This window comes from Prevotella brunnea (genome assembly GCF_008016795.1).
GTDB classification, from domain to species: Bacteria; Bacteroidota; Bacteroidia; order Bacteroidales; family Bacteroidaceae; genus Prevotella; species Prevotella brunnea.
This window is the reverse complement of sequence record NZ_SDIK01000056.1, coordinates 52642-68156: the sequence shown is the minus strand read 5'-3', so window position 1 is coordinate 68156 and position 15515 is coordinate 52642. Positions and strand designations below refer to the sequence as shown.

Sequence of the window (15515 nt, the reverse complement as noted above, 5' to 3'; positions counted from 1 at the left end):
ATTCTGTAATTCGGTCATGAACAAAAACAAAAAACTTCTTTGGCAACTGCCTTTCCTAACGGCACTCATCATTGCCACCATCTTCATCGTAAAACAACAAAGGGCGATGCCCTACCAGCACAATGAGGGATTTGTCTTTGGAACAATCTACCACATTACCTACCAAAGCGACAAAGACTTGCAGCAAGAAATAGAGGCAGAACTGAAAAAGGTGGACAACTCGCTCTCCACCTTTAACCCGCAATCGGTCATATCGAAAATCAACAACAATCAGCCTGTTACCCCCGACGAGATGTTCGTGGAGGTGTTTCGGAAAGCGGAGGAAATTGCAAAAGAAACCGATGGAGCGTTCGACATCACCGTCATGCCACTCGTGAACCTTTGGGGCTTCGGCTTTAAGCAAGGCGTGAACCCATCGCAAAGCAAGATAGACAGCCTGAAACAATACATCGGCTACCAAAAAGTATGGCTCGAAGGAAAGCAAATCCGGAAAAAACAACCCAACATCATGCTCGACTGCTCCGCCATTGCCAAAGGTTATGGGGCGGACATCGTGGCACGATTGCTGAGAAAAAACGACATCAGCAACTTCATGATAGAAATAGGTGGCGAGATTGTTACCAGTGGAAACAGTGAGAACAGGCTGCCATGGAAAATCGGGGTGAACAGACCCATCGATGACAGCACAGCCACAAACATGGAAATACAGACCGTGCTCAACGTTACCGACAAGGCAATGGCAACCAGCGGAAACTATCGCAACTTCTACTACAAAGGAGGAAAGAAATACGCACACACCATCGACCCAAAGAGCGGATACCCCGTGCAGCACTCGCTATTGTCGGCAACCGTGCTGACAAAGGATTGCGCCACGGCTGACGCATACGCCACGGCATTCATGGTGATGGGAATGGAGAAAGCAAAAAAAGTATTGGAGAAACACGAAGAACTCATGGCATATTTCATCTACACCGACAAGAAAGGAAACCTAAAGGTGTGGTACAGTCCGGAGTTGGAAAAGAAAATCGTGGAAGAATAGCCATGCTGCAAATCTACGACAAACTGCTCGAATTGCCACTCTTCCTCGGAATAGGCATGGATGATCTCACGCACATTGTGGAAGCTACGAAGTTTGAGTTCATAAAACTGAGGGCAGGCAAAACAGTCGTCAGCGAGAACCAACCCTGCGAACAGCTTTATTTCCTCATGGACGGAATACTGAACATGGAAACGAGGGCGGACGACAACAGTTATACGATGACCGAGGAGATGAAGGCTCCGGCAGTGCTACAGCCCGAACGATTGTTTGGACTGCGCCGACATTATTCCAAGAGTTTCCGTACAAAGACAACTTGCGGACTGCTTTCCATTGAGAAAAGCGAACTCCTGAAACTGCTTGACGAACATTTTATTTTCCGGCTCAACTACTACAATCTGCTGTGTACTCGGACACAACGAGCCGGAGGAATGCCATGGAGAAGAACCGGAGAACAGCCACGCGACAAATTCACACGCTTCGTGAGCGACCGAAGTGACAGACCGGCAGGAAGGAAAGAACTCTGCATCACCATGCAGCAACTTGCAAACGCCATCAACGAGAGCCGTCTCAACACCTCAAGGATGCTTCACGATCTCCATGCACACGATCTTATCCGTCTTTACCGCTCGAAGGTCATTATTCCTCATCTTGAAAAACTCGTTCAAGCATAATCTCTTCCTACACATCTTTACCATTTCTCCACGCATTGTCCCACATCATTCCCCACGAATTAACAATGCATATCCCGCCATTTGCAAACAGTTGGGACAGAGCTTTCCACCGGTTGGTCATGTGTTGCGAATCGATGCGAAATGGTTGTCAAACCTTTATGTATTCATGGAAATGGGTGAAGCTCGTTATCGGGATTGGGATGACGGGTGATTAACTCGCACTCTCTTCTCGTTGGCTATGAGGAAGAGATTGCGCGTGTAAGCGATGATGCCGAAAAGCTGTCCGACGATGAGCACGGCATCGGATCGAATGATGCCATAGGTGAGAATGAGCGTTGAACCGATGAGACTAATGACCCAAAAACCTGCAGGGAGACGCGATTCGTTCTTGTTGTGGGAATAAATCCACTGATAAACGAAACGCAGTGTAAAGAGCACCTGTCCCGCGGAACCGAAAACGAGCAGCCACGGTTTCACTTCCCCATTGTTTAGGAAGCGTGTCACGAACTCGCCGGCGTTCTCTGCCACAAAGCCTGTTGCCACCAACGGCGTAACCGTTAAGACCAGTCGGGCGATGCCGGGTAGATGTTTCCATACTCCTTTGAGGTTTAAGTTCCAGAGATAGATATAATAGGAAATGAACTGTCCGAGAATGATGGCGAAGTCGTTGCGCAACCATCCGTAGATGCAGAGCAGATAGGCTCCCATGAGGCTCAGCACCCAGAAGATGGTGGGCGAGAGCACGTGGCGCGCCCTTTCCGATAGAATCCACTGTACGAGGATGCGTGCCGAGAAGAATGTTTGTGCCAAGAAGCCGATGGCGAGTGTGAGGATGCCGTCAGCCATTTTCGCGGTTTGGTTTCATGTAATTGTTTTCTGCTACCTTGTAGTTGATATAGCGCGTTTTCATCCAGCGATAAGCAAAGCAGTCGAAGAACGGTTGAACGAGGCGGTTTTGCAGGTGATATTTCGACTTCCCATTGACGCGGGGGAAGTGGCGCACGGGCATTTGCTTCACTCTTCCGTTCTGCAGGAGAATGAGTGCGGGCAGGAAGCGGTGCATTCCCGTGAAGAAAGGAACGCGGCGTGCATAGTCGGTGTGCATCACTTTCAGCGGACAGCCTGTGTCCCGTACGCCATCGTGGGTCATCATGTTGCGGAAACCGTTGGCAATGCGCGATTGAAACTTCTTGAAGAACGTATCTTTGCGGTTGGCACGTATGCCGGTAACGAGTTCGAACTCATCAATGAAGGGGAGGAGCACGTTAAAATCTTCCGGAGCCGTTTGCAGGTCGGCATCCATGTATCCCACGTATGCCGATTGGCAGTTGTCGATTCCGGCTTTCAAGGCGGCACTCAGTCCGCTGTTCTTCGTCAAGGCGAGGAAGAAGAAGTGACTGTTTCGCTCGCACACCGCCTTGATGCGTGGCAGACTGTCGTCCTTTGAGCCGTCGTCGATGAACATGACGCAGGCTTTGCGCAGCGATTGTGGCAGGAAAGCGACAAGTCGTCGTTCCAAGTTCTCTATGTTGCTCTCTTCGTTGAACACGGGCACGAGGATGGTCAGCTCGTATTCCGATGTCAGATTTGTATTCATCTCTTTGGTGTTGTTTTTTATCAAATGGATTGTATTCTTGAGTGGGGCATCGTCAATCAATGTAAATGACGGCATTGGGTCCCACAATGCATGCTTTTTTGTCGGGAAAGTATTTCAGATACTTTCGGCGCAGCATCACCACCGTGCGATGCGAGGTGCGCAGCAGTCCCAAATCTTTCTCTTTCAGTTCATTCACCGGCAGTCCCATCAAGGCATCCATGTTCTCCGGTCGGCGCAACTCCAACGCGCTGATTTTCCGCGTGTGTTTCTCGTTGGCAATCTCTTTCGTTTTTTGGCACAATGCTCCATAGCCTATCCATGGGTTGATTGCCGGCAGTGCGCATCCGCCAATGAAGAGGGTTGCCAAGAGTCCGTGGAAGAGCGTGCCGACAACGTCTTTGACTTCGCTTTGCTTTCGGAAAACGCGCCACAGCGCGAGCAATCCGGCGAGTGTCATGACCGTTGCAGCGGCGAAGAGCAGCCGGTGGGCGAGGTAAGCCGTTTCTCCGATGTTGGCAACGATGATGACTGTCGGCAGGGCGCAGACGAAGATGCCTGCCGTGACGGAGAGTATGATTTTCAGCCATCGCTCTCTTGCCATCGTCTGCAGATGGAAGGCAGCAAGATAGATGATGAAAGGAAAGGCAGGCAACAGATAAACCTGTAGTTTGGAGCTGATGCAGGAGAGCATGACGAAAGTGGAAGCGGCGGTGGCGGCGAAGAGGCGTTGAAGATTGAACAGTGGCAGGCGGCGAACGGCAGCCATGCCGATGATGGAAATGACTACGAGCGACCATGGTGCGATGGAATACCACACGGCGATGGCATAATAATAGAATGGTGCCTTGTGATGGAAGGAATTGACCGCACGGTCGAACGTCTGATGAAAGACAAGGTTATGGAGATATTCCGTACCGCCTTCCGCATAGACGGCGCCGAGCCAGAGCGTGGCACCCAACAATGGAAGCACCCAGGTTCGCCATCCCCAATAGCGGAAGAGTGTTTTGATTTCGCCGTTCCACAGCAGGTAAACCACGGAGGAGCAGAGTGGGACGAGCAGACCCACCATGCCTTTGCTAAACACGGCGAGGAAGGTGTAGAGACCCAGCAGGAGCGCGGAGCGATTGCGGTTCTCCTGCGGGCGAGTCATGCGATGGAACTCGCGCAGGGCGAGGACGATGAACATACATAAGAGCATGTCCATGCGCAGCGTTACGGCAAGACCGGCGAAGAGTCCGCCCGTGAGCAGCATCATGCGGGCGATGGTTCGGTTGGTGTCGGGCATTTCTCCTTCCACCCATTTATCCATGGTTCTCACGGTGATGAGGGCGGGAACGAGCGAAGCGAGCGAGAGAAACCACATTCGGTGAGTTCCAAACATCCATTTCCCGAGCATGACCCACCAAAAATAGAGTGGTGGCTTGTCGGCATACGCTACGCCGTGGTTGGTGAAAGTAAAGAACGTATGGTTGCGCAGGGCTTCTTCGGCGATGCTCAGATAGCGCAATTCGTTGGCGGGGGTGAAGTCTCTCAGGAACAATGTTGGCAGCACCGCGAGGAGAAACAAAACATAACAGGATGCCGCGTCCGATTTATTCCATCTCATGTAGTCAGAATCTTATACCTTTTATATATATGCTCTTGGTTTGTCATCATGCCGCTTGTTTTCAGTTTTGCGGCGTAAGGATGTGTGCAAAGGTAGATATTTATGCCGAATATGACCTATTAATTTGTTAATAATTCCTTTTCTTCCGTTTTTTTTCATAGTTTTGTAACATGAAGCTCTTGTTTTCTCCCCACGGTCATTGGGATTTCCCGGTGGCGCATGGCAGTGAGAATTTCTTTATCTTTTCCCAATTATGTTCTAATCGCCATGAAATTACATTACAAAAACCACGTTCTCGACACACTTCGTAATCCACTGATAATCAGGAGAATATTAATTGCTGTTTAAAAGCTTAGCTTTTGCACTGCAATACATGACCTTTTGCATTGCAAACGCTAAGCTTTCGGCGTGCAAAAGCTAAGCTTTGGATGGAGGAATGAAGAAAATTTAGGACATTATCGAACTTTTTTCCTCCCCATGGACGGAAAAGACTTCTCGCGTGCGGACTTAGCCCTTGTCCCCGGTGGGTGGTGTCCCTGCCGCCTCAATGTTGCGTTTCAGACCTTCATATTTGGCGCGTTTCACCGCCGAACCTTTGAACAGGCGGCGATATTCCTCTATGGTGAGGTTGTTCCATTCCTCTTTCGTCATGCTCAAGAGTTCTCGTCGCGGCATGAAATCGGGATTGTCCGAAGGTATGGCAAACCGATTCCATGGGCAAGCCTGCTGACACCGGTCGCAACCATAGATGCAATTGCCCATGGTGCGTTTTGCTTCGTCGGATAGTTCGCCACGATTTTCTATGAGTTGGTAGGACAGACATTTGGCGGAATCGAACTCCTTGTCCTCGCCGAGTGCTGCCGTGGGACAAGCGTCGATGCACCGTTGGCAGTTTCCGCAGTGGTTTCGCATGGGTTCATCGTAGGCATCCAGTTCGAAAGGCAGGAAAATTTCGCCGAGAAAGAACATCGACCCGGCATGGGGAATGATGAGCTGATGGTTTTTCCCCACCCATCCCAGTCCGCATCGCCACGCCCAATAGCGTTCGAGCACCGGTGCCGTGTCCACGAATGTGCGTATTTCCGCATTGCCATCTGCGGGTAGGGGTGGGAGTGCATCTGCCTCGTTGAGTCGTTGCAACAGCTCGCGCAGTTTTTCTTTCATTACCTCATGATAATCTCTGCCGTAAGCATAGGCAGCAATTTGATACCCTTCGGGGGGAATGTGCTCTGCCGGTGCGTAGTTCATCGCCAACGACAGGATGGTTTTCGTTCCGGGGACGAGCAATCCTGGGTCGAGTCGTTTGTCGGTGTGGTTTGCCATGTACCCCATTTCCGCATTTCCGCCCTTTTCTATCCACGTCCTGACCCTCCGTGCAGTGTCCTTGTCCACCTTTTCGGCACGAGCCGCCCCACAAGCGAAAAAGCCGAGACGTTTAGCCTCGGCTTTTATCTTAGTCGCCAATTTTGAATACTTTGAATTCATACCCTTCATTCTTCAGCCATTCCAAAGCCTTGGGCAGTGCGTAATGGAGTTTGTCGATGCTTTTCAGCGAGTCGTGGAACGTGATGATGGAGCCGTTTCGAGCATATTGCTTCACGTTCCGGAGCACGTCTTCGCCCGTGAGCCATTTCGAGTAATCGCGCGTAACGAGGTCCCACATCACCACCCGATAGTTTTGTTTCACCCACCAATACACCGTATGGCGCAACCAGCCGTGAGGGGGACGGAAGAAATGCGACTTGATGAGGAGGTTTGCCTTCATTACGTCCATGGCATAGGTCAGAGTCCAATGCCTGAACGACCCGAGATGATGATAGGTGTGATTCCCTACGAGATGTCCGCGTCGCACAACCTCATCGAAGATTTCCGGATGTTTGCGCACATTGTCGCCCACCATGAAGAAAGTGGCTTTGGCATCATACTTGTCGAGCGTGTCGAGGATGAACGGAGTGGCTTCCGGTATGGGCCCGTCGTCGAATGTCAGGTAAACGGCGTGCTCATCGGGCGACATCCTCCACAAGGCGTGGGGGTAAAGCCATCTCATCCATCTTGCCGGTTGCTCTATCAGCATATGAGTTTAATTCATTTGTCCGCCCTTCATTTGGTAGGCTTGAAGCAGCATGGCAAATTGTCTTTTGTGCTTTGCCGCCCAATTCGGGTCAGTGTCATTGCAAATATCCATCATTTCTTTCATGATTTGGAAGTGCATCATGCACGAGCTTTGACTCATGTTGAAGTAACGCTCATCCAAGCTGAGATAGTATTGCATGTACTGCCATGAGTTTTTCCACAGCGTGTCGAAGAGCTTTCTTGCCTTTGCCTTCTGTCCGAGCATGGCATAGGCTTGCGCCATGTAGCCGGAGCCGGAGAGATAGCTAACGGGGATGTTGTAACAAGGCAGCTCTTTCTCTACTTTTTCGAGCACCTTCAGTGCCTTCTGGGGCTTCTTCTCCTCGAGTAGTCTGAGGGCGAGCTGTGCCATTTCACGCCGATGGGTGTAGCACATGCGCATGATGGTCTCGTCAATGTAGAGTCCTTTGGTGGACATTCCTCCCCACTTAAATCGGTTCATCATGATGTCGTATGACTTTTCCGTATCGTAATTGTTCCTGCCCCCTTTGGTATAGAACGGTGTGATGCGGTTCACCAATCCTTCTTGGATGAAGTTGTCGCCGAGGTTCATGAAGTTTTCCGAACCCACGGTGATGGCTACATAGAGCGGACGTGTCCAATTGGTGTTCGCTATCATCTCAAGCATCATGAGATCTTTCTTGTAAATGGCTTGTTTTCCTGCAAGCGAGATTGCCATTCGGTCGGGAATGCTGTCGGTTGGTATCATCATTCCGCTCTTGCGCACAGCCTCTTTGTCGATGGTCATGTAGATGGTATCGGTGGGAATGACGTGGAGTTGCGGATCTTTCGAGCGCACCCAATATTTCAATATGTTCTTCAGCTCGAATGGGTCGTTGCCAAATTCGCTGCGTGCCGCCTGCGGGTCGTCCCTGTACAATGCCTTTAGTTCCTCCTTAATCGAGGGGTCGATGGGAACATACTCATTGGTTCCGCTCACATAGTCGATTCTTTGCCAGTTGATGGGGACACTCGGCGAGTCGTAGGCCGGTCGGCGCATTTGGTCGATGTACCAGTCGGTTTGCAAATAGGAGAGGTTGCAGACTCTTGCGTCGGTTCTGACGCCCTCAACGTCCTGATTATACCACAGCGGGAATGTGTCGTTGTCGCCGTTGGTGAAGATAATGGGGCTACCTTCCCTTTGCAGGGAGTTCAGATAGTTCTGTCCGAAGTCGCGAGCGGCGTATCGTCCGGAACGGTCGTGGTCGTCCCATGTCTGCGATGCCATTTGTATGGGTACTATCAGGCAGGCAAGCGATGCAATGGCAGCAGCTGCCACGCCTCCGACCTTGAGTTTCCTGAGTCGGTCGTAGATGGCTGTTACGCCGAGTCCGCACCAAATGGCAAAGGCGTAGAACGATCCGGCGTAGGCATAGTCGCGCTCACGTGGTTGTCCCGGTGTCTGATTCAGATAGAAGACGATGGCCAATCCTGTCATAAAGAAGAGGAAGAGCACCACCCAGCATTGCTGTACGCCGCGGCGTCCGCGATAAGCCTGCCAGAAAAGTCCGATTAAGCCGAGCAGCAGTGGCAGACAGTAGAATACGTTGTGTCCCTTGTTTGCCTTCAGTTCGTCGGGCATGAGGTCTTGATTGCCGTAGAGCATGTTGTCGATGAAGCTTATTCCCGTTATCCAGTTGCCGTGTTCCGGTTCGCCGTTGCCCTGAATATCGTTTTGTCTGCCTGCAAAATTCCACATGAAATATCTCCAATACATGAAGTTGCACTGATAGGAGATAAAGAATTTCAGGTTTTCCCATTGCGTAGGTATCTTCACTCCCTCTACGTCGTGTCCCTCGATGCCGCCCATCCATTGTTCGTATTGTGCGGCATGACTTTCATCCCACAACCGTGGGAATAGCATATTTTGTTGGAACACCTGCGTGGACTTGTGGCGTACGATGAAGTAGGAGTCTTTTTCATTGGCTGAAGCCTTTTCCTTGCGTTGATAGACGGGTGCACCCTCATTGAATTTGTAGTGCATTCCGTCGTCTTCCACTGCCGGTTGGCTGGTGTAGGCTTGTCCGTAGAGCAGCGGTCGGTCGCCATATTGGTCGCGACTGAGGTAGTTGCCTAAGGTGAAGATGTCCTCCGGTGAGTTTTGGTCCATCGGTGGGTTGGCAGTGGATCGGATGACGATGAGTGCGTAGGACGAATAGCCTATGATGAGCATGAGCATGCAGAGCAGTGCGGTGTTCTTTGTGCGCGAGCTGACCCATGCCTTTCCGTCTTTTTTTCTTTTCAGTACGAAGAAGAGGATGGAAAGGATGATGATGCCCGTGAAGAATGCTCTCCAGCCGAAGCCCACGAATGGGATACCGATGAGCGCGAAGGCAATGAGGAAGGCGATGTTCTCACGTGGCGTATTCTTGCATTTACAGGTTTCGCAGATTGCCCAAATGAATGAGCCGAGCAGCAGGAAGATATAGAGGATTGTTCCCGTGTTGAATGGCATGCCGAGTGTGTTGGTGAAGAGCAGTTCGAACCATCCGCCCACGGTGATGATGCCCGGGACGACGCCGTAGAGCACGGCTGCCACGAGCAGGACGGAGCCTCCCAATGCCAGCAGAGAGCCTTTCAGTGTGGCATCGGGTACCTTTTTATAATAATAGACTAAAACGATGGCAGGAATGCAGAGCAGGTTGAGCAGGTGCACGCCGATGGAAAGTCCGGTCATGTAGGCGATGAGCACGAGCCAGCGGTCGGCGTGCGGTTGGTTGGCGTTGTCCTCCCATTTCAGGATGAGCCAAAACACCACTGCCGTGAATGCCGATGAGTAGGCGTAAACTTCGCCTTCGACGGCTGAGAACCAGAACGTATCGCTGAAGGTGTAAATCAGTGCGCCCACCAGTGCCGAGCCTTCGATGGCGATAAGTTTTGGCAAGGAGATTTCCTCACCATCGCGCACGATGAGTTTGCGTGCGAGGTGCGAGATGGTCCAAAACAGGAACAGGATGCAGGTGGCAGAGAGCAGTGCGCTCATGGTGTTTACCATGCGTGCCACTTGCGAGGGGTCGCTGACGAATTGTGAGAAAAGATTGGCGGTAAGGGCGAAGAAAGGTGCCCCGGGGGGATGTCCCACTTCCAATCTGTAAGCTGTTGTAATGAATTCGGGACAGTCCCAAAAACTGGCTGTCGGTTCGATGGTGGAGCAATAGGTGAATGCCGCAATCAGAAAGGCGAGCCATCCCATTGCGATGTCCACGATTTTAAACTGTTTCATCCGTATCATCAGATTTTTTGTCGTTCCCATCGGGCTGTCCGACGGGTATGTTATTCTCTAATTTATTGGTGCAAAGATAAGAATATAAATTCAGAAATATACAAGGGAAGGGGATAAAATCTTTATCTTTCCAATTTTTAACATCATCGCTTCCATTCTCTTCATGGATTGTTTTCCACACGCAAGCCCCGGCGTGGCTTGCGGAGCGTGGGTGGAAGGGACAACACTGCCCTTCCTTGTTGCTTCCCGACGTGCGCGGAAAGTCATGCCGCTGGGGCTCGTGCAGTGCAGAATCCGGCTGTCTTTTTCCCTTGTGTTTCCTGCTTTCTAAGTTGTTGTGTTTCAAAAGCTTACGCTCCTGTCTGCAAAAGCTCACCTTTTGAGTTGCAAAAGCTTACCTTTTGAGTTGCAAAAGCTTACCTTTTAAATAGCAAAAGCTTAGCTTTTGTTTTTCAACGCTGAATCTTGTGTGGCAAAGGGGGTGGAAGTGTCGTTGCGAAGCGTTCTTCATTCAATATTTTTCCCATCGGGATTCCTCTTCTAACTTTCTTTGCTTTCCTGCGCTTGCATATCATATATTTTGCGTACCTTTGCCGGCTGAAAGGGCAGGGCGGATGTTGCGCAACGGCAATTCTCCCCGCCTCCCGATCAAGACTACATTCGTCATTGAAGTAATTGCACGGATGGTGTCGGATGATGTCGGGATATGGGTGGGCGGTGCTCCCGAGATGCAAACCGAAGCAGGTTGCGACAAGAGTTCGCTTCATTCCGCAGGATGATTGAATATAGAGAATACGGATTATGAATTTCAACATTTTCACGGCGCGCCCGAAGGAATCGGACAATAAGGCGAGCCATAAGCTCATTGCCCACATGGTGGGACAGCTGTTGCTCTTTGAGCCGTTGTTGCTTTTAGCTTGTTGTGGCGTGTCGCTATGGTATGGCGAGGAAGACTGGAAAGCGTTTCTCATTTCCTTGTCGGCTTGTGCGTTGGTCAGTGTTACGCTGCTGATTTACGGTAGGAACAGCAGCGACACGGCAAGTCGGACGGAGGGTTACATCGTGGTTGCATTCTCATGGGTCTTCTACACACTCTTTGGCATGATGCCTTATGTCGTGGGTGGGTACATTCCCTCGGTGGCAGATGCTTTCTTCGAGACCATATCCGGATTCACCACCACCGGAGCGACCATTCTTAACAACATCGAGCAGATGCCCCACGGCATACTCTTTTGGCGCAGTCTGACGCAATGGATTGGCGGACTGGGCATTGTCTGCTTCACCATTATCCTCCTGCCGGGCTTCGGCACCAGCGGACAGATGCTCTTTTCATCCGAAGCCACGGGCGTTACGCATGACAAGATACATCCCAAGACGCGCATCATGGCACGTTATATTTGGACTATTTATTGCATCATCACGGCCCTTGAGACGGTATTGCTCATCGCGGGCGGCATGGGTGTCTTCGATGCTCTCTGCCATGCCTTTACCACCACTTCCACGGGTGGGTTTTCCACCAAACAAGCGAGCGTGGCTTACTGGAATTCGCCATTTATGGAATATGTCATTTCGCTGTTCATGCTTTTCTCGTCAGTGAACTTCTCACTCTATTTCATAGCCGTCAAGGGGCATTTCCGACAGGTTTGGCACAGTGTCGAACTGCGTTGGTTCTTGGCTTCCGTGGGAGTTCTCACCATCATCATCACCCTTACGCTGATTTGGCAGAATGGTTATGGAGTGGAGGAAGCGTTCAGAAAGGCATTTTTCCAAATGTCTTCCTTGCACACCTCCTGTGGTTTTGCCACCGATGACTACAACCTTTGGCCGCCGTTCACGTGGATGCTCATCCTCTTCGCCATGCTCTCGGGAGGTTGTACGGGTTCGACAAGTGGCGGAATCAAGAGCCTTCGCCTGGCAATTATTGCCATCTGCATCAAAAATCAGTTCCGACAAATCCTCCATCCGCATGCCGTTTTGCCCGTGCGTGCCGGCAAAATGTTCGACAACAAGGTCGTTACCACGGTTCTTGCCTTCTTTGCCACTTACTTTGTGTTGATTTTTGTGGGTTGCCTGCTGCTGATGTTGTTGGGCGTAGGCTTCACCGAGGCAACGGGAACTGTTGTTTCCGCCATGGGCAACACCGGTCCGGGCTTGGGCAAGTTTGGTCCGGCTTACACGTGGGCGTTGCTTCCCGATGCCGGGAAATGGATTCTCTCCGTGCTGATGATTATCGGACGATTGGAAATCTTCGGTTTCCTGCTCATCTTTTATCCACCCACTTGGCGCGGAAGCTGGGCTTAGTGAGCAATTTTTCTCACCACAAGTCATCTTCCATAAACTCATGTATCGACATCTGCGCCTGTCGGGGCAAGACAACCGACAGGCATATTCTTTGGTTTTTGGGCGTTGAAAACACGAAAATTCTTCCCCGGCGGCATGGAGAAAGTTCAATAATGTCCTGAAAATTCTTCATTCGTCAATCCAAAACTTAGCTTTTGCACGCCGAAAGCTAAGCTTTTGCAATGCAAAAGGTCATGTATTATGGTGCAAAAGCTAAGCTTTTAAAAAGCAATTAATATCCTACTGATTATCAGCGGATTACGAAGTGTGTCGAGAACGTTGTTTTTGTAATGTTATTTCATGGCGGTTAGAGTGCCATCGGGAAAAGATAAAGATTTTCTCACTGCCATGGAACACCGAAAAATCCTAATGAGCGATTTGAGATAAAAGAATATTCATGGAAGCAGCAGTATATAACGAAGAAACGAGCGGACGCAATGCGCCTGCTCGTTTCTTTTGAGGAATGATGGCAGGGAGAATCGCCTGCCATCGTATGTTTGCCAATCGGCTTTTGCCTATTTTCCTTTTTGCAGAAGGCTTTCCGCCATGTTCTTCGCTGCGCGTCTGCCATCGCCCATGGCAAGGATGACGGTGGCACCGCCACGCACGATGTCTCCACCGGCATAGATGTCGGCTTGCGAACTCTGCATGCTCTCGTTCACGACGATGGTGTTCTTTCTGCCCAATTCCAAGCCCTTGATGGATTTCGGAACCAGCGGATTGGGCGATACACCCACTGCCACCACCACCTGATCGCAGTCGATGGTAATTGTCTTGCCCGTGGTTTCCGGACGGCGCCGACCACTCTCGTCGGGTTCGCCAAGCTGCATTACGTCGAGGATTGCACCGCTGACGCGCCCATTCTCATCGGCGAGATACTCCTTTGGGTTGTGGAGCGTGAGGAAGTTGATGCCTTCCTCCTGAGCGTGCTTCACCTCTTCGGCTCTTGCTGGCATTTCTTCGATGGAACGGCGATAAACCAGCGTAACGTCGGCACCCAGCCGTTTTGCCGTGCGACAGGAGTCCATGGCGGTGTTGCCACCTCCCACGACGAGCACTTTCTTGCCAATGATGATGGGAGTGTCGGTATCGGGGTTGGCAGCATCCATGAGATTGACACGTGTGAGATATTCGTTGCTCGAAAGAATGTTGATGCTGTTCTCACCGGGTATGCCCATGAAGTTGGGAAGTCCGGCTCCCGACCCCACGAAAATGCCTTTGAATCCGTTTCGTTCCAATTCCTCCACGCTGATGGTTTTTCCAATGATGGTGTCGGTTTGGAAGTGTACGCCGAGTTTTCTGAGGTTCTCCACCTCCACTTCTACGATTTTGTTGGGCAGTCGGAACTCCGGTATGCCGTATTTCAATACGCCTCCCACCTCGTGGAGTGCCTCGAAGACATATACTTGGAAACCTCTTTTCACCATGTCGCCGGCAAAACTCAGTCCGGCGGGTCCTGACCCGATGACTGCCACTTTGATGCCATTCGATGGTTCAAGATCGGGCAGGGTGATGTTTCCACTCTCGCGTTCGTAGTCGGCAGCGAAACGTTCCAAATAACCTATGGCAACGGCAGGCTCGTTCATCTTCAGGTGGATGCAACGGCTCTCGCACTGTTTCTCCTGCGGACAGACGCGACCGCAGACTGCCGGCAAAGCGGAAGTATCTTTCAGCACACGGGCGGCATTGAGGAACTGTCCGCGCTCAATGTTCTTGATGAAACTTGGGATGTTGATGCTCACCGGGCAACCTTCCATGCAGGTGGGCTTGGCACAATCCAAACAACGTTGCGCCTCGCGCATTGCCATTTCCGTTGTCAGTCCTTTGTTCACCTCCTCGGTGCGTGTCGTGGCGCGATAGATTGGGTCAAGCTCCGGCATTCGCACACGCTCTATTGCTGTTCGCTCCTTGGGTTTCATACTCTTGCGCAGCTCCTTTCGCCATTCAGCATCGCGGTTGGTAAGTTCGGCGAGTGGCACTTTCGTTTCTTCCGCAGGGTGCAAGTTGTCCGTCCCGGCAGGTGCTGCGTTCTCGTCTTTCTTTTCCGTGTGTTCGATGACAGCGGATTTGCGTTCCATCTCTTCGCGTTCCACTCCCTTGAACGTTCCCATTCGTTTGAACATCTCGTCCCAATCCACGAGGTCGCCGTTGAATTCCGGACCATCTATGCAGACGAATTTCGTCTTTCCGCCAATCGTCAGTCGGCAAGCGCCGCACATTCCCGTTCCGTCCACCATGATGGTGTTGAGCGATACATCGTTGGGGATGCCGTATTTCTTGGCGAGCAGCGATGTGAACTTCATCATCATGGGTGGACCGATGGCAAGCACCTTGTCCACATGCTCGCGTTGTATGACTTCTTCCACACCTACGGTTACGACACCTTTCTTCCCATAAGAGCCATCATCTGTCATGATGATGACTTCATCGGAATATTTTGCCACGTCGTCCACCATGATTACCAGTTCTTTGGTGCGTCCGGCGAGTACGGATATGACGCGGTTGCCGGCTTTTTTCAGTGCCGTGAGGATGGGCAGGATAGCTGCGATGCCGATACCTCCGCCTGCACAGACCACGGTGCCGTAGTTTTCGATGTGCGAGGCGTTGCCCAACGGACCTACGATGTCGAGTACTTCATCGCCGGGTGCTAATTTACACAACTTGGTGGAGGAGAGTCCCACTTCCTGAATGACCATGGTGAGTGTTCCTTTGTCAGGGTCGGATTTGGCAATGGTGTAAGGCACTCGCTCGCTGTTCTTGTCCACGCGAACGATGATGAAGTTTCCCGGTTTGCAACTTCGTGCAATGAGGGGTGCTTCCACAACGATGCAATACACCTTCTCTGAGAATTGTTCTTTGCTGATAATCTTGTTCATGATATTTTCTTTGTCCTTTTCGCTCCCGGT

The 15515-nt window shown here is 51.1% G+C and carries 12 protein-coding genes; 3 read left to right on the top strand and 9 right to left on the bottom strand.

The annotated features are described in order from the left end of the window. Nucleotides 1-16 precede the first annotated feature (16 nt). Nucleotides 17-1039: an FAD:protein FMN transferase gene (locus tag ETF27_RS07870; protein WP_130829772.1), complete on the top strand. Its 1023-nt coding sequence runs from the start codon at nt 17-19 to the stop codon at nt 1037-1039. After that, nucleotides 997-1710, top strand: a complete 714-nt coding sequence (locus ETF27_RS07865; protein WP_240048157.1) for a Crp/Fnr family transcriptional regulator — start codon at nt 997-999, stop codon at nt 1708-1710. Before ETF27_RS07870 ends, ETF27_RS07865 begins: the two co-directional genes overlap by 43 nt. A gap of 186 nt (nt 1711-1896) precedes the next feature. Here the strand turns inward: ETF27_RS07865 and ETF27_RS07860 are convergent, their stop codons facing one another. The 8 genes from ETF27_RS07860 to ETF27_RS07825 form a co-directional block, all read right to left on the bottom strand. After that, the gene (locus ETF27_RS07860; RefSeq protein ID WP_147785675.1) at nt 1897-2556 is read right to left on the bottom strand and encodes a lipid-A-disaccharide synthase N-terminal domain-containing protein; all 660 of its coding nucleotides are present in this window, start codon (nt 2554-2556) and stop codon (nt 1897-1899) included. Next, on the bottom strand, nt 2549-3307 hold the full coding sequence (locus tag ETF27_RS07855) for a glycosyltransferase (protein ID WP_130829964.1): 759 nt from the start codon (nt 3305-3307) through the stop codon (nt 2549-2551). The genes ETF27_RS07860 and ETF27_RS07855 overlap by 8 nt, the downstream gene beginning before the upstream one ends. 52 nt (nt 3308-3359) lie before the next feature. Next, nucleotides 3360-4913, bottom strand: a complete 1554-nt coding sequence (locus ETF27_RS07850; protein ID WP_147785674.1) for an ArnT family glycosyltransferase — start codon at nt 4911-4913, stop codon at nt 3360-3362. 507 nt (nt 4914-5420) lie between these two features. Beyond that, a complete protein-coding gene (gene queG / locus ETF27_RS07845; protein ID WP_147785673.1) occupies nt 5421-6398 on the bottom strand; it encodes a tRNA epoxyqueuosine(34) reductase QueG in 978 nt (325 codons plus the stop codon). After that, nucleotides 6367-6987: a polysaccharide deacetylase family protein gene (locus tag ETF27_RS07840; protein WP_130829940.1), complete on the bottom strand. Its 621-nt coding sequence runs from the start codon at nt 6985-6987 to the stop codon at nt 6367-6369. The genes queG and ETF27_RS07840 overlap by 32 nt, the downstream gene beginning before the upstream one ends. Before the next feature lie 6 nt (nt 6988-6993). Then, nucleotides 6994-10269 carry a glycosyltransferase family 117 protein gene (locus ETF27_RS07835; protein WP_147785672.1) on the bottom strand — a complete coding sequence of 1092 codons (3276 nt, stop codon included), beginning with the start codon at nt 10267-10269 and terminating at the stop codon, nt 6994-6996. Next, nucleotides 10256-10615: a hypothetical protein gene (locus ETF27_RS07830; protein ID WP_147785671.1), complete on the bottom strand. Its 360-nt coding sequence runs from the start codon at nt 10613-10615 to the stop codon at nt 10256-10258. The genes ETF27_RS07835 and ETF27_RS07830 overlap by 14 nt, the downstream gene beginning before the upstream one ends. A 106-nt stretch (nt 10616-10721) precedes the next feature. Beyond that, nucleotides 10722-11036: a hypothetical protein gene (locus ETF27_RS07825; protein WP_130829938.1), complete on the bottom strand. Its 315-nt coding sequence runs from the start codon at nt 11034-11036 to the stop codon at nt 10722-10724. 34 nt (nt 11037-11070) lie between these two features. Here ETF27_RS07825 and ETF27_RS07820 point away from each other — a divergent pair, with 34 nt between their 5' ends. After that, nucleotides 11071-12570, top strand: a complete 1500-nt coding sequence (locus tag ETF27_RS07820; protein WP_130829937.1) for a TrkH family potassium uptake protein — start codon at nt 11071-11073, stop codon at nt 12568-12570. 554 nt (nt 12571-13124) lie between these two features. Here ETF27_RS07820 and ETF27_RS07815 read toward each other — a convergent pair. Further along, on the bottom strand, nt 13125-15485 hold the full coding sequence (locus ETF27_RS07815; RefSeq protein WP_130829936.1) for a bifunctional dihydroorotate dehydrogenase B NAD binding subunit/NADPH-dependent glutamate synthase: 2361 nt from the start codon (nt 15483-15485) through the stop codon (nt 13125-13127). Between the last annotated feature and the right edge of the window lie 30 nt (nt 15486-15515).

What these genes read in the sequence shown, in the direction of transcription:
- ETF27_RS07820 (WP_130829937.1), top strand. Translation starts at nt 11,071, where the DNA reads ATGAATTTCAACATTTTCACGGCGCGCCCGAAGGAATCGGACAATAAG.
- ETF27_RS07825 (WP_130829938.1), bottom strand. Translation starts at nt 11,036, where the DNA reads ATGAAGCGAACTCTTGTCGCAACCTGCTTCGGTTTGCATCTCGGGAGC.
- ETF27_RS07840 (WP_130829940.1), bottom strand. Translation starts at nt 6,987, where the DNA reads ATGCTGATAGAGCAACCGGCAAGATGGATGAGATGGCTTTACCCCCAC.
- ETF27_RS07870 (WP_130829772.1), top strand. Translation starts at nt 17, where the DNA reads ATGAACAAAAACAAAAAACTTCTTTGGCAACTGCCTTTCCTAACGGCA.
- ETF27_RS07835 (WP_147785672.1), bottom strand. Translation starts at nt 10,269, where the DNA reads ATGAAACAGTTTAAAATCGTGGACATCGCAATGGGATGGCTCGCCTTT.
- ETF27_RS07860 (WP_147785675.1), bottom strand. Translation starts at nt 2,556, where the DNA reads ATGGCTGACGGCATCCTCACACTCGCCATCGGCTTCTTGGCACAAACA.
- ETF27_RS07815 (WP_130829936.1), bottom strand. Translation starts at nt 15,485, where the DNA reads ATGAACAAGATTATCAGCAAAGAACAATTCTCAGAGAAGGTGTATTGC.
- queG (WP_147785673.1), bottom strand. Translation starts at nt 6,398, where the DNA reads ATGAATTCAAAGTATTCAAAATTGGCGACTAAGATAAAAGCCGAGGCT.
- ETF27_RS07855 (WP_130829964.1), bottom strand. Translation starts at nt 3,307, where the DNA reads ATGAATACAAATCTGACATCGGAATACGAGCTGACCATCCTCGTGCCC.
- ETF27_RS07850 (WP_147785674.1), bottom strand. Translation starts at nt 4,913, where the DNA reads ATGAGATGGAATAAATCGGACGCGGCATCCTGTTATGTTTTGTTTCTC.